At 67.2% G+C, this 13,324-nt stretch carries 12 protein-coding genes; 5 read left to right on the top strand and 7 right to left on the bottom strand.

Going from position 1 to position 13,324, the window contains the following annotated elements; translation table 11 throughout:
• Positions 1–173: 173 nt before the first annotated feature.
• Positions 174–2,102: a DEAD/DEAH box helicase gene (locus tag AC3WTC_RS04390; protein WP_025877722.1), complete on the bottom strand. Its 1,929-nt coding sequence runs from the start codon at positions 2,100–2,102 to the stop codon at positions 174–176.
• Between the two features lie 269 nt (positions 2,103–2,371).
• Between AC3WTC_RS04390 and AC3WTC_RS04395 the strand changes: the two genes are divergently transcribed.
• Positions 2,372–2,593 (top strand): RNA-binding S4 domain-containing protein, encoded by a 222-nt coding sequence (locus AC3WTC_RS04395; RefSeq protein WP_025877723.1) that lies wholly within the window; start codon positions 2,372–2,374, stop codon positions 2,591–2,593.
• Positions 2,594–2,608: 15 nt separating this feature from the next.
• Here the strand turns inward: AC3WTC_RS04395 and ubiM are convergent, their stop codons facing one another.
• The 4 genes from ubiM to AC3WTC_RS04415 all read right to left on the bottom strand — a co-directional run bounded on the left by ubiM (position 2,609) and on the right by AC3WTC_RS04415 (position 6,037).
• Complete coding sequence (gene ubiM, locus AC3WTC_RS04400) at positions 2,609–3,787, bottom strand: 5-demethoxyubiquinol-8 5-hydroxylase UbiM (RefSeq protein WP_492710724.1); 1,179 nt, start codon at positions 3,785–3,787, stop codon at positions 2,609–2,611.
• 80 nt (positions 3,788–3,867) lie between these two features.
• Complete coding sequence (locus tag AC3WTC_RS04405; protein ID WP_492710726.1) at positions 3,868–4,257, bottom strand: MAPEG family protein; 390 nt, start codon at positions 4,255–4,257, stop codon at positions 3,868–3,870.
• 12 nt (positions 4,258–4,269) lie between these two features.
• Positions 4,270–4,815 (bottom strand): DUF4019 domain-containing protein, encoded by a 546-nt coding sequence (locus AC3WTC_RS04410; RefSeq protein ID WP_032975755.1) that lies wholly within the window; start codon positions 4,813–4,815, stop codon positions 4,270–4,272.
• Positions 4,816–4,873: 58 nt separating this feature from the next.
• Positions 4,874–6,037: a COG3904 family protein gene (locus tag AC3WTC_RS04415; RefSeq protein WP_492710728.1), complete on the bottom strand. Its 1,164-nt coding sequence runs from the start codon at positions 6,035–6,037 to the stop codon at positions 4,874–4,876.
• 496 nt (positions 6,038–6,533) lie between these two features.
• Here AC3WTC_RS04415 and AC3WTC_RS04420 point away from each other — a divergent pair, with 496 nt between their 5' ends.
• From AC3WTC_RS04420 to AC3WTC_RS04430, 3 genes are all read left to right on the top strand, one after another.
• Positions 6,534–8,012, top strand: coding sequence for a DNA-3-methyladenine glycosylase 2 family protein (locus AC3WTC_RS04420; protein WP_025877730.1), 1,479 nt, complete (start codon positions 6,534–6,536; stop codon positions 8,010–8,012).
• Positions 8,009–8,500 carry a methylated-DNA--[protein]-cysteine S-methyltransferase gene (locus tag AC3WTC_RS04425; protein WP_025877732.1) on the top strand — a complete coding sequence of 164 codons (492 nt, stop codon included), beginning with the start codon at positions 8,009–8,011 and terminating at the stop codon, positions 8,498–8,500. The genes AC3WTC_RS04420 and AC3WTC_RS04425 overlap by 4 nt, the downstream gene beginning before the upstream one ends.
• A gap of 396 nt (positions 8,501–8,896) precedes the next feature.
• The gene (locus AC3WTC_RS04430) at positions 8,897–10,162 is read left to right on the top strand and encodes an alkaline phosphatase family protein (protein ID WP_492710731.1); all 1,266 of its coding nucleotides are present in this window, start codon (positions 8,897–8,899) and stop codon (positions 10,160–10,162) included.
• An 83-nt stretch (positions 10,163–10,245) separates the two neighbouring features.
• Here the strand turns inward: AC3WTC_RS04430 and AC3WTC_RS04435 are convergent, their stop codons facing one another.
• Both AC3WTC_RS04435 and AC3WTC_RS04440 read right to left on the bottom strand, forming a co-directional pair.
• On the bottom strand, positions 10,246–10,428 hold the full coding sequence (locus tag AC3WTC_RS04435; protein WP_025879339.1) for a 30S ribosomal protein THX: 183 nt from the start codon (positions 10,426–10,428) through the stop codon (positions 10,246–10,248).
• A gap of 110 nt (positions 10,429–10,538) precedes the next feature.
• Positions 10,539–10,952 carry a MerC domain-containing protein gene (locus AC3WTC_RS04440; RefSeq protein ID WP_025879338.1) on the bottom strand — a complete coding sequence of 138 codons (414 nt, stop codon included), beginning with the start codon at positions 10,950–10,952 and terminating at the stop codon, positions 10,539–10,541.
• 133 nt (positions 10,953–11,085) lie between these two features.
• Here AC3WTC_RS04440 and AC3WTC_RS04445 point away from each other — a divergent pair, with 133 nt between their 5' ends.
• Positions 11,086–13,284, top strand: coding sequence for a TonB-dependent receptor (locus tag AC3WTC_RS04445; RefSeq protein WP_492710733.1), 2,199 nt, complete (start codon positions 11,086–11,088; stop codon positions 13,282–13,284).
• The last annotated feature ends 40 nt before the right edge of the window (positions 13,285–13,324 follow it).

Below are 13,324 nucleotides of genomic sequence, written 5' to 3' on the forward strand. Positions count from 1 at the left end.
TGTGCTGCGGTGACAATCTCCTACGGAACCGCGCCAGCCTAGAACCGCAGATGTGTGGGCCATGCGAAACCGGACCCGGCCGGTGATCGGCAGCGGCGGCCGGGCCGCCCTGGCGCCATGCAAACAACAACGCCAGCCCGGAGGCTGGCGTTGTTCGTCTACTTCAGCGCGGCTTAGAAGCTGCGCGGGCCACGTGGCTTGTTGAAGCCATCACGACGCGGCGGACGGCTGTCGCGGTCGCCGCCGGGGCCACCCGGACCGCTGCGACGCGGAGCTCCCGGGCCACCCGGACCGCCCGGACCACGCTTGTCGAAGCGCGGCTTGAACGGACGCGGCGCCGGATTGACCTCTTCACCGGCGGCCAACGGGCGCATCTGCAGCTGCTGGCCGGACACCCAGACCTTCTGCAGGTGGGTCAGCACGTCCGACGGCATCTGTGCCGGCAGATCCAGCAGCGAGAAGTCGTCGTGGATGTCGATACGACCGATGAAGCGGCTTTCCAGGCCGGCTTCATTGGCGATGGCGCCGACGATGTTGGCCGGCTTCACGCCATGCTGGTGGCCGACCGAAATGCGGTAGGTCTCCATGCCCTGCTCCGGTGCACCGCGCGGCGGCACGTCACGGCGCGGGCGCTGCTCGAAGCCACCCTCGGCATCGTCACGACGCGGGCCACGCTCGAAGCGCGGGCCGCGCTCGTTGCGGTCGCCACGTTCCGGGCGCTCAGTGCGCTCGAAACGCTCGCGCGGCGCACGCTCTTCGCGCGGTGCACGCACCGGCGGCTGCAGCAGGAAAGGGGTATCGCCCTGCATCATCTTCGCCAGTGCGGCGGCCACTTCGATGGCCGGTACGTTCTGTTCGGACTCGAAACGCTCCAGCAGCTGGCGGTAGAAGTCCAGGCCGCCCTGGCCCAGCGTTTCGGTGATGCGCGAGGTGAACTTGTTGATGCGGTTGTCGTTGACCGCTTCCACGCTCGGCAGCTGCATTTCTTCGATCGGCTGGCGGGTCGCACGCTCGATCTGGCGCAGCATGCCCTTTTCGCGCGGGGTGGCGAACAGGATTGCTTCACCGCTGCGGCCGGCACGGCCGGTACGGCCGATGCGGTGAACGTAGCTTTCGGTGTCGTACGGGATGTCGTAGTTCAGCACGTGGCTGATGCGTTCCACGTCCAGGCCACGAGCGGCCACGTCGGTGGCGACCAGGATGTCCAGCTTGCCTTCCTTCAGCATGGCGATGGTGCGCTCACGCTGGGCCTGCTGCATGTCACCGTTGATGGCGGCAGCGGCCAGGCCACGGGCCTGCAGCTTGCTGGCCAGTTCTTCGGTGCCGGCCTTGGTGCGCGCGAAGACGATCATCGCGTCGAACGGCTCGACTTCGAGGATGCGGGTCAGCGCGTCCAGCTTGTGCATGCCGCTCACCCACCAGTAACGCTGGCGGATGTTGGCCGAGGTGGTGGTCTTGGTCGCGATGGTGACTTCGACCGGGTCCTTCAGGTAGGTTTGCGCGATACGGCGGATGGCCGGCGGCATGGTGGCCGAGAACAGCGCCACCTGGCGCTTCTCCGGCAGCTTCTTCAGCACCGCTTCGACGTCGTCGATGAAGCCCATGCGCAGCATTTCATCGGCTTCGTCCAGCACCAGCGTCTTCAGCTCGGACAGGTCCAGCGTGCTGCGGTTCAGATGGTCGATGACGCGGCCGGGGGTACCGACCACGATGTGCACGCCGCGGCGCAGGGCCGTCAGCTGCTGGCCGTACGGCTGGCCGCCGTACACCGGCAGCACGCGGAAACCGGGGATCTTGGAGGAATAGGACTGGAACGCCTCGGCAACCTGGATGGCCAGCTCGCGGGTCGGGGCCAGCACCAGGGCCTGCGGCTTGATCTGCTGCAGGTCGATGTTGGACAGCACCGGCAGCGCGAAGGCCGCGGTCTTGCCGGTACCGGTCTGGGCCTGGCCCAGCACGTCGCGGCCTTCCAGCATCGCCGGGATGGTGGCAGCCTGGATCGGCGACGGCGTTTCGTAGCCGATGGCAGTGACAGCCTGCATGACAGAATCGGACAGGCCGAGCTGCGCGAACTGCAGCTGCGCTTGGGTTTCTTGGGACATGGGGAACTCCGAAGGCACTGCCACGAGCATGGCAGGCGAAAAAAAAGGGGGATTCCGCGCTTTGGGCGCCCTTCTTATCGCGTGCCCTGGCGCTGCTCGGTTGGAGCTGAGGTTTTACTCGCTCAGAGCGGAATGATACCGCACTGTGCCTGAACAAGGTGTACAGGAAGCCAACGGCATGCCGTTACGGCCCGCCGTGGCGCACAATAGGCGCCCATTTTACCGCCGCGGGCCCTGTCCTGCAGCGCCTGCCCCAGGAAACCCGTTCCATGCAGATCCTCGAATTCGACCTCGACGGCGATTACGTCGAACTCAAGCAGTTGCTGAAGCTGGCCGACCTGGTCACCAGCGGCGGCGAAGCCAAGATGGTCATCAGCGAAGGCCTGGTGCTGGTCGATGGCGAGGTCGAGCTGCGCAAGGCCTGCAAGATCCGCGCAGGCCAGGTGGTCGAGTTCAACGACAGCCAGATCCGCGTCCTGGCCGCCGCGTAAGTCACCGCTTGGCCGTCAGGCCACGCGCTGGGTCAGGTGGGCGGCAATCAACTGCCGGAACGGTGCCACCCCCTGCGCCACCCGCAACCCGGCCGCCCGCAACAGGCGCGCCGGACGACGGTCGTCGGTATACAGGCTGGCAATCGCATTGGTCGCTTCATACAGCGGCCGCGCCGCCAGCCGATGCCCGCGCTGGTAGCGGCCCAGCATGCCGGCCGCGGCGATGTCCGCTCCACGTCGCTGCTGCTCGGCGATGCCCTGCGCCAGCCGCTGCGCGCTGGCCAGGCCCAGGTTGAAACCATGTGCGGTGACCGGGTGCATGCCCACTGCGGCATCACCGATCAGTGCCGAACGTTCGCCGACAAAGCGGTGCGCATATACCCCGACCAGGGGATAGGCCTGTGGCGTGGCCACCGGCTGCATGCGTCCCAGGCGGTGTTCGAAGAAGCCGCTGATGGCCTCCCCGAACGCGATCTCATCCATCGCCAGCAGCGCTTCGATCTGCCGCGGCGGCAGGGTGATCACCGCCGATGCCTGGCCTTCGTTGAGCGGCAGCAGCGCCATCGTGCGGCCATAGCCGAACCACTCCCACGCCGTGTGGTGATGATCGCGCTCGACCTGCATCCTGCAGACCAGCATCGATTTGCCGAAGTCACGCATCTGCGCACCGATGCCGAGCATGCGGCGGGTGCCGGAGAAGCGACTGTCGGCACATACCAGCAGCCGCGCATGCAGCTCACTGCCATCGTCCAGGCGCACCACGTGGCCCTGGCTGTCGGCGCGTACCGCCTGCACCTTGCGGCCATCAAACAATTCCAGCCCGGCCTGGCCCTGCACCGCCTGCCAGGCCGCGCGGCGGATCAAATGGTTGGGCACCAGCCAGCCCAGCGGCTGGTCATCTACCTGGCTGCTGGCGAAGGTCAGCGCGAAGGGCGAACCTCCGTTCAGCACCCGCGCGTCGCGCAGTTCGGCAACCTCGGCTTCGGGCAGGCGCTGCCACAGGCCAAGCTGTTCCAGGCTTTGCCGCGAGGCATGGGTCAGGGCGATTTCGCGGCCGTCGAAGGCCGCCTCGGCCAGGGCCTGGCGCGGCTGTGCCTCGACCAGCCCCACCTGCAGGCCAGTGCTGGCCAGCGCGCGCGCAAAGCACAGCCCGGCCGGTCCGGCGCCGACCACCACCACGTCCATCCTGCGCATGCGCGCCTCCTGCCGTTGATCCAGTCGCGGCCAGCATAGCGCTGCGTGCCTGACCGGCCTTGATCTGGATCAGCTGCGCGTCACAGCAGCGCGAACACCATCGCCAGGATCGCCACGATCGACACCAGCCAGACCAGGCTGCGCACATAGTGCACGCCGGCTGCGTACAGCGGCAGGTAGACAACGCGTGCCCAGAAGTAGACCTGCGCCGCCAGCGCGGTGGTGTCGCTGCCACGCCCGGCCAGCACCACCGCAATCGCAGCGGCGGCGAAGAACGGGAAGGTCTCGAAGAAGTTGGATTGCGCCCGCTGCAGTCGTCCAGCCAGTGGACTCAGCGGCTTGGACGAGTCGTCTCGTGCAGAAGCGTTCCATTTCATCCCGCGCTCGTGGGTGACCACGGTGGAGGCGGCAAAGATGTAGACGAAACCCAGCAGCATCGCCCACGCCAGCATCGTCAGTTCGGTGGCCATCGTCGATCTCCGTCAGGGGCTGGATGCGCGCAGGCTGTAGCCGGCCAAGCGCCAGGTCTGGTCTTCGTCGAAGCGGAACGACACCAGCTCGCGTACCGGCTGCGCGCTGTTGGCGAAACGGGTCGGGAAGCTGACGTTGATGTACAGGCCCTCGGGCACGGCAGCACCTGCAGCGTATTTCACGCGGGTGATGGTCGGCTGGCCACGCCCGGCCAGCGCGCCAAGACGCGTGCGGTCTGCCGCAAGCTGGCTGACGAAGGCCGCCTTGGGCACTGCGCGGCGGGCAACCGCCGAGGCGCCGTCCCACAACTCACCGGCCCGATTGGCGTCGACCAGTTGCGCGGCCTTCAATGCGGCACTGCCCATTTCCGCGTCCTGTTTCTGCACCTGCGCCTGCTGGGCCGGGCTCAGCGCGGGCGCGGCAGCAGTGGCCGGCTTCGCGGCCGTCGGTGCGCTCGGCGCGGGGCGAGCCGGGGCCGGTGCGGGCGTGGCCGGCGCCGGCGTTTGCGCCAGTGCAGCCAGGGGCAACAGGGACAGCAGCAGGAGCACGCGCTTCATGGACACCGCCGGTTCGATGGAAAGAACCGCAGTCTACGCCAGCGCAGTGAGTGGGCCGTCAGCGCGCCTGGACGCTGCCTTCCACCGCACCCGCCTCGGCCTGCGCCCCCGGTGCCGCCGATGTCGCGGGCAGCTGCTCGGCCACCGGCGGCTGCTCCGGCGGTGCCGGGGGCAGCGTAGCCACGTCGATCTCCGACAGCGGGCTTTCCTCCGGGCACACCGGGTCGGGGAAGCCGAAACGCTGCTTCAGCGACTGGCCACAGCTGTTGATCGATTCCATGTCGGCACCGTCGCGCTTGCACTGCTGGTCGAACGCCACCAGGAACGCATCCTTGCGCTGCACGAAGTCGTCGCCGCAGGTACGCATCTGCTTGATCCGCTCCAGGTCGTCCTGCACGGCGTTGGTCCCGTCCAGGCCGTACTGGCGAAGCTCTTCGGCAGTCAGCAGGCGCAGGCTGCGGTTGGGCACAGTCATCATCAGGTCGGCCACACCCACCGCCACACCATTGCGCTGCAGATAATCCTTCACGTTGTCATAGACCTCGTGCAGCTCGCGGTTGAGTTCCGCGCGCGAAGTGGCCTTGGAACTGATGCGCATCATGCGGTGGATGCCGACCTTGCCGGTCAACAGGCGGTTGTCGCCAGCAGCCAGCACGAACACGCAGGCGCTGTGGCAGATCGAGCCCTCGCGCACCCAGATGGTCCAGCCGGATTCGCCGATGCTGTCGCCGGCAACGATGGCCGATTCCACCTGGCCACCGCTGGAATCCAGATCCAGGATGCGCTTGTGGATCTGCAGCTCGTCGGCGACCACGGCCAGCCGCCACATCATCTCGGCAAACCCGGGGTTGATCTTGCCGTTGTAGCGCACGCGCAGCAGGCCACGCTCGGCGCACGGCGCCAGCGCCTGCTTCAGCTGTTCGCGCTGCAGTCCTTCCAGCTCAACACCATCGCCGCCGTCGCCGGCGTAATCGGTGGTGCAGCTGACCCAGGCCTTGCCGTTTTCCAGCTGCGCCTGCGGCCAGGGCCGATCAGCCCGGCTGCGCGCCTGTGCCGGTGGTGGCGGCGCATCGGCGGCATTGATCGACACCATGTTTTCACCATCACTGGCCGGGGCCCGCGTGGCCTTGTCGGCCGCGGTGACGTTGCCCGGGTTCTCCAACTGGCTGCAGCCCGCCAGGGCCAGGAATAAAAGGGGCAACCAGCGGAGTTTGGCGGACATCGGGCAACCGGATTCAGACAGGCAAGAACCACAGTCTACCCGTCCATGGCGCGCATTCAGCGCCCGCCACTGAACCTGTTCTGACCCTCACGCACCGTCATTTCCCATTCCAGTGTCTTCCCCCTTCCCATCCACGCATGGCGTGGATCTACATGTCGACCAAGGTCGACGCCGACCGGTAGCAGCGGAAAGTCGACACCCACCAACAGCAGCGGGAACCTGTCGAAGGCGGGGTGGGTCCGGTTGCAGGGGTGTCCGCGGCATGGATGCCGCGGCCAAGCTTACAGGGACGTACTTGCAGCGTCCCCTGCAACCGGACCCACCCCGCCATCCCACGGCTAGCCCGCTGTTGCTGTTGCTGTTGCTGTTGCTGTTGCTGTTGCCGTTGCTGTTGCTGTTGCCGTTGAGGGTGCCGGGCGCAGCCCGGCCAGGCCCCTCCAGCATCCATGTCCGAATATGGCGAGTACTACCGCCCGCAGGCGCCTAGACTGGCGCCATGGATACCGCACTCGCCCTCGATACTGCCGCCTGCGATCGCGCCCGCCTGGCCCGTGATGCACGCTTCGACGGCGTGTTCTTCACCGCCGTGCGCAGCACCGGCATCTACTGCCGGCCGGTGTGCCCGGCGCCACCACCGAAGCCGCGCAACATCACCTATTTCCCCACGGCAGCGGCCGCTGCGTCCGCCGGCTATCGCCCCTGCCTGCGCTGTCGCCCCGAGCTCGCCCCGCTTGCACAACAGGCGCTGGCCGGACAGGCCGTGCAGCGGGCCCTGGCGCTGATCCATGCCGGCTTCCTGCAGGACCAGCCGGTGGCCGAGCTGGCAGGAAAGATCGGCCTCAGCGCACGCCAGCTGCAACGCCTGTTCGTCGAACGGCTGGGCGCAACGCCAGGGCAGATCCACGCAACCCATCGCCTGCTGCTGGCCAAGCAGCTGCTGACCGAAACCACGCTGCCGGTGACCGACGTGGCACTGGCCGCTGGTTACAACAGCCTGCGCCGCTTCAATACGGCATTCCTGCAGGGCTGCGGCATGGCGCCTACCGTACTGCGCCGCCAACACCATCCCCTGGCCGCCGACGATGGCGGGCTGGTGCTGCGCCTGGGCTACCGACCGCCGCTGGATTTCCCCCGCATGCTGGCCTTCCTGCGCAAGCGCAGCCTGCCCGGCATCGAACTGATCGGGGAAGACAGTTACCAGCGTGTGTTGGGCACAGCCGAGCGCCCCGCTCTGCTGCGCGTCACCGCCGACCCGAAGCGGCCCGAGCTGCGCTTGCAACTGGGCGCGGTCGACCCACGCCTGATTCCGGACATCGTGCGCCGCGTGCGTCGCGTGTTCGACCTGGACGCCGACCTGCAGCAGGTGCACGCAGCGCTGGGCGATGAACCGCTGTTGGCGCGCGGCATCGCCGAGCGCCCCGGCCTGCGCGTGCCAGGCGGATGGGACGGCTTCGAGGTGGGCGTGCGCGCGGTGCTGGGCCAGCAGGTCAGCGTGGCCGCGGCCACCACGTTCGCGCGCCGGCTGGTCGATGCCTACGGTGCGCACCTGCCCGGCATGCCGTCCGAATTCGACCGTCAGTTTCCAGCGCCGGACGTACTGGCCGACGCGCCGCTGGAATCGATCGGCCTGCCACGCAGCCGCGCCGCCACCGTGCGCGCCCTCGCCGCAGCCTGCGCCAGCGGCCAGCTGGACTTCGGGCCGGGGCAGGCACTGGAGGAATTCGTCGCCCGCTGCGTGGCCCTGCCCGGCATCGGCCCGTGGACGGCGCAGTACATTGCCCTGCGTGGGCTGGGCCAGCCTGATGCCTTCCCCGCCGGTGACCTGGTGCTGCAGCAGGTGCTGGGCCACGCACAGGGCCAGCGCCTCAGCGAACGTGCCACCGAGGCCCGTTCGCAATCATGGCGCCCGTGGCGCGCCTATGCCGTGCTGCATCTGTGGCACCTGTCCGGCACTTTCGTTGGAGAACCCTCATGAACCTGTTGTTCGATCGCTTCGATACACCGATCGGTGAACTGACCATCGCCGGGGATGAGAATGGCCTGGCCCACGTTCTGTTCCCGGAAAACCGCCATCCTGCGCGCGGCCGCGAGCACTGGCATTACGCGCCCGGCGCATTGCCGGAGGCGCGCGAACAGTTGCTGCAGTACCTGCACGGTGAGCGCAGCGGTTTCGACCTGGCGCTGGCACCGCATGGCACGCCGTTCCAACTGCGCGTCTGGCACGCGCTGGCGTTGATTCCCTTCGGCCAGACCTGGAGCTACCTGCAGCTGGCGCAGCAGCTGGGTCAGCCGACGGCGACCCGTGCGGTCGGCGCGGCCAATGGCCGCAATCCGTTGCCGATCGTGCTGCCGTGCCATCGCGTGATCGGCAGCAACGGTACGTTGACCGGCTTCGGTGGCGGCCTGGAAACCAAAGCGGCGTTGTTGCGACTGGAGCAGCGACAGGCACCGCTGTTTGCATGAGGGTTGGAGGCAGGGCTGCGCCCTGCACCCGCTACAAGCCAGAGCAACGTCAACGTCAACGTCAACATCAACGTCAACATCAACGTCCAAAGCGGGCTATCCGTGGGTGGTCGGGCGGTGTCGGATTGATTCGTTCCGGTAGATCCACGCCATGCGTGGATGGAAGCATCCGTAATCTGTCTGGAGAAGAAGCCCCCTTGTTGTTCAAGGGGGCGCGCCAAAGGCGCGGGGATAAGGTGAAATGCGCGGACATGCCAGCACGCCAACGGCGGGATGGCGTGTTCAAGGGGGCGCGCCAAAGGCGCGGAGATAAGGTGAAATGCGCGGACACGCCAGCGCGCCACAGGCGCGCTGGCGTGTCTTGGGTACGTCATTGCTGCGGATTATCATGGGCGGATGACTTCCGTACGCCTGACCTGCACGCTGGCGCTGCTGCTGCCCCTGGCCGCATGCACCACCACGCCTTCGCCTTCGACAACCATCGCTGCACCTGCTGCGGAGGCGAATACGCCGCCCGCCAGCCCGCCGAAGCTGCTGCTGATCTCCATCGACGGCCTGCGCGCCGATGCGTTGGATCGCGGCCTAACCCCGAACCTTCAGCGGATCATCGACGGTGGTGTGCGTGCGCGCTGGATGACGCCCTCCTATCCCTCGCTCACCTTCCCCAACCACTACACACTGGTCACCGGCCTGCGTCCGGACCACCACGGCATCATCAACAACAGCATGGACGATGCCGCGCTCGGTCGCTTCGCGCTGCACGACCGCGCTGCGGTGACAACCAGCGGATGGTGGGGCGGCGAACCGATCTGGGTCGGTGCCGAGAAGGTCGGTGTGCGCACCGCCACCACCTCATGGCCGGGCAGCGAAGCCGAGATCCAGGGCACACGGCCCAGCCAATGGCGCATTTACGACGCCAAGGAACCGCTGGAACAGCGTGCGCAGACGGTGCTCGACTGGCTGTCGCAGACCGATGCCGATGCGCCGCGCCTGACCACGCTGTACATGGAGCACGTGGACAAGGCCGGCCACAACTTTGGCCCCGAATCCAGGCAGTACACCGAGGCCATCGTGTATGCCGACCAGGTCATCGGCCAGGTGCTCGATGGCCTGCAGCAGCACGGCCTGGCCGACAGCACCAACGTGATCGTGGTCTCCGATCACGGCATGGCGTCGGTGCCGGAGGGCCAGGTGATCGCCCTCGAATCGATGGTTGACCCTGCCATCGCGCGCAACGTCAGCGCAGGCCAGTCGGTCGGCTTCGCGCCGGTGGTGGGACGCGAAGCAGAGGCCGAGCGTGCCCTGCTCGGTCGCCACGCACACTACGAATGCTGGAAGAAGGAGAACCTTCCGGCCCGCTGGCATTACGGCACCCATCCGCGCGTGCCGGCCATCGTCTGCCAGATGGATGAAGGCTGGGACGCGCTGACGCGCGAGAAGATCGCCAAGCGCGAGCACGCCGATCGCGGCTCACATGGCTACGACAACGCGTTGCCGTCGATGCGCGCGGTGTTCGTCGCCCGTGGCCCTTCATTCCGGCAAGGCCTGGTGATCGACGGTTTCGACAATGTCGACGTCTACCCGCTGCTGGCGCACCTGCTGCAGGTGCCGGAAGCGGCCAACGATGCCAACGCGCAGACGCTGCAGAAAACCCTGCGCTGATCGCGGCGCCATGCCCTGGCCATGGTCAAAAAAAAACGCGGCGCCGAGCGCCGCGTTTTTCTTTGGACCGGTCGGTCGGCGGATCAGCCGGCCTTGGCCACTGCCTTCTTGGCCACAGCCTTCTTCGCCGGAGCCTTGGCCACGGTCTTCTTGGCAACCGGGGCGGCGGCGCCTACGGCGACCTTGCTCGCGGTGTGCGAACGGGCGTTGCCGTAGCTGGCGTTGTAGCGCTTGCCCTTGGCGGTCTTGCGGTCACCCTTACCCATGTCTTCAACTCCTCAAATGTGAAATCTGGTTACCCCGTACTGACACGGGTTCGGCGGGGCCGCCTTGCTGGGCGCCCCCGCGCACGATCGGAAAGCCTACCACGGAGCGCCTAGTGCGCGCAGCTGGCGTCATGCACGTGGCCGTGGTTCAGGCGCAGGTTGACCAGGTGTGCGATGCCGACCAGCAGGCCGCCCAGGGTCATCACCACCGCATGCGGCACCGCGTTGTGGTGCAGCGGGTCGTACAGCACGCCGGCCCACAACGCGACCAGGCCGGGAATCAGGAACGCCAGCGCACGCAGCGCACCGTGCCGCCGATAGCCCCAGACCAGGCTGAACAAGCCCAGCAGGGTCACGAACACCACCAGCGCCTTCTCCACGCCATCGCTGAGCCAGAAGGACAGGCCAAGCGAGGGGGCAGCGGCCAGCAGCAGCGGAATGACCGCGCAGTGCACCGCGCACAGCATCGAACCGGTGGCGCCGAAGCGATCGAGCAGGTGGCGCAGGCGTGAGGGCAAGGGCATGACTTCCAGCAGGGCGGCGAATCGTTATGGAATAATATAACATCGTTTCCCGACCCGCACGGTTCCCCTCCCCCTGTCCCGCCGACGGGATTCGTGCGCCACCCGATTGATACAATGTAACAAAGGACCGCCCATGCCCTCCCGTCACCCTCGCCTCAAGCCGCATTCCCTGGCCCTGGCGCTTGCTGCGCTGCTGCCCTCCGTCGCCTTTGCGGCCTCCGACGATGATTCGCATCGTGACCGCCACCTGACCGAGCTGTCCTCAGTGCAGGTCACGGCATCGCCACTGCAGGGTGATGCCGAATCGCTGGCGCGCCCGGTTGAAGTGCTGGCCGGTGAGCGCCTCGATGAGCAGAAGGCCGGCACCCTCGGTGACACCGTCGCCAAGCTGCCCGGCGTGCAGAGCACCTTCTTCGGCCCCGGCGTCGGCCGCCCGATCATCCGTGGCCAGGAAGGTCCGCGCGTGGCCGTGCTGTCCAACGGCATGGGCAACATGGACGCCTCCACCGTCAGCGCCGACCATGCCACCAGCATCGAGCCGTTCCTGGCCGACCAGATCGAAGTACTGAAAGGCCCGGCTACCCTGCTGTTCGGCAGCGGCGCGATCGGCGGTGCGGTGAACGTGGTCGATGGGCGCATTGCGCGCGAACTGCCGGATCGACCGCTCAGCGGCCGTGCCGAGCTGCGTGGCAATTCGGTCAACGACGAACGCAGCGGCATGTTCCGCCTGGACGGCGTGAGCGGCAATGTCGTGCTGCACGTGGATGGCCTGGTGCGCAATGGCGATGATTTCCGCATTCCCGGCTACGCGGTGATCGACGGCCTGGAAGACCACCACGATGACCACGACCACGCGGGCGAGGAAGGCGAAGAGCCGCGTCGCGGCCGCCTGGACAACAGTTCCATCCGCACCCGCGCCGGTGGCGTCGGCGCCACCTGGCTGGGCGAAGGCGGCTACTTCGGCGCCTCGGCCAGCACCTACCGCACCAACTACGGCATCCCCAACGGCGCCCACGTGCATGCCGACGGCGATGGCCACGACCATGATCACGACCACGACCATGGCGAGGAGGAGGAAGGTGAAGAGCACGACGTGCGCATCGACATGGTGCAGAACCGTTTCGAGACCAAGGCCGGCATCTACAACCCGGTATCGTTCCTGAAGAACGTCAACGCGCGCGTGGCCTACACCGACTACGAACACGTGGAGCTGGAAGCCGGCACGCCGTCCACCCGCTTCACCAACCGCGGCATCGAAGGCCGCCTGGAAGCGGTGCAGCAGCAGATCGGCGGCTGGGACGGCGCCTTCGGCCTGCAGTTCGGCAACAGCGATTTCGGCGCCAAGGGCGAAGAAGCGTTCGTGCCCGATACCGGAACCAAGAACATCGGCCTGTTCGTTCTGCAGGAAAAGCAGTTCGGCCCGTTCAAGCTGGAACTGGGCGGTCGCCACGACCAGGTCAAGCTGGACCCGACCGGCGACTACCGCCGCCGCAAGTTCGACGCCACCAACCTGTCGGCCGCCGGTATCTGGAAGCTCAACGATGCGGTCGACCTGCGCATCGGCGTGGACAGCTCCGAGCGTGCACCGACCAATGAGGAGCTGTACGCCGCCGGTGCGCACATCGCCACCCGTTCGCTGGAAATCGGTGATGCCAACCTGAAGACCGAGCGCGGCCAGCGCATCGAACTGGGCATCCACACCCACAGCGAGCGCCTGGACTTCTCTGCCGCGATCTACCAGACCAGGTTCAAGGACTTCATCTACCTGGCCGACACCGGCATCACCGAGAGCCTGCCGGTGCGCACCTGGACCCAGCAGGACGCGGTGTTCAAGGGCGCCGAAGCTGAAGCGCTGGTGCACCTGTTCGAAGGCGGCGCCGGCGATTGGGACCTGCGCGTGTTCGGCGATTACGTGCAGGCCAAGCTGGACGGCAACGGCAGCCGCACCCTGGACATCGCCGTGCCGCACGGTGACCACAACCACAACTACAGCGTGGAACTGGCCAACACCGGTTACCTGCCGCGCATCGCCCCGGCCCGTATCGGCGCCGACCTGCGCTGGGCGAAGGATGGCTGGCGTGCCTCGGTGGGCGCGGTGCGTTACAGCCGGCAGAAGGACGTTGCGCAGAACGAGGAGCCGAGCAACGGCTACACCCTGGTCGATGCGCACCTGGCCTACCGCTGGGACCGCAGCGACAGCAACAGCTACGAGTTGTTCCTGGATGGCAGCAACCTGACCAACCGCGAAGTGCGTCCGCATACCTCGCTGCTGAAGGATTACTCGCCGCTGCCGGGTCGTGGTGTCGCCTTCGGGATCCGCGCGTTCTTCTGATGAGGCATCCACGCATGGCGTGGATCTACTGAAGTGCATC

The sequence above is a fragment of the Stenotrophomonas sp. FW305-C-20-S1 genome (genome assembly GCF_058783335.1).

Excerpts from the sequence above, each read along its gene's own strand:
- AC3WTC_RS04390 (WP_025877722.1), bottom strand. The coding sequence starts at position 2,102 with ATGTCCCAAGAAACCCAAGCGCAGCTGCAGTTCGCGCAGCTCGGCCTG.
- AC3WTC_RS04395 (WP_025877723.1), top strand. The coding sequence starts at position 2,372 with ATGCAGATCCTCGAATTCGACCTCGACGGCGATTACGTCGAACTCAAG.
- ubiM (WP_492710724.1), bottom strand. The coding sequence starts at position 3,787 with ATGCGCAGGATGGACGTGGTGGTGGTCGGCGCCGGACCGGCCGGGCTG.
- AC3WTC_RS04405 (WP_492710726.1), bottom strand. The coding sequence starts at position 4,257 with ATGGCCACCGAACTGACGATGCTGGCGTGGGCGATGCTGCTGGGTTTC.
- AC3WTC_RS04410 (WP_032975755.1), bottom strand. The coding sequence starts at position 4,815 with ATGAAGCGCGTGCTCCTGCTGCTGTCCCTGTTGCCCCTGGCTGCACTG.
- AC3WTC_RS04415 (WP_492710728.1), bottom strand. The coding sequence starts at position 6,037 with ATGTCCGCCAAACTCCGCTGGTTGCCCCTTTTATTCCTGGCCCTGGCG.
- AC3WTC_RS04420 (WP_025877730.1), top strand. The coding sequence starts at position 6,534 with ATGGATACCGCACTCGCCCTCGATACTGCCGCCTGCGATCGCGCCCGC.
- AC3WTC_RS04425 (WP_025877732.1), top strand. The coding sequence starts at position 8,009 with ATGAACCTGTTGTTCGATCGCTTCGATACACCGATCGGTGAACTGACC.
- AC3WTC_RS04430 (WP_492710731.1), top strand. The coding sequence starts at position 8,897 with ATGACTTCCGTACGCCTGACCTGCACGCTGGCGCTGCTGCTGCCCCTG.
- AC3WTC_RS04435 (WP_025879339.1), bottom strand. The coding sequence starts at position 10,428 with ATGGGTAAGGGTGACCGCAAGACCGCCAAGGGCAAGCGCTACAACGCC.
- AC3WTC_RS04440 (WP_025879338.1), bottom strand. The coding sequence starts at position 10,952 with ATGCCCTTGCCCTCACGCCTGCGCCACCTGCTCGATCGCTTCGGCGCC.
- AC3WTC_RS04445 (WP_492710733.1), top strand. The coding sequence starts at position 11,086 with ATGCCCTCCCGTCACCCTCGCCTCAAGCCGCATTCCCTGGCCCTGGCG.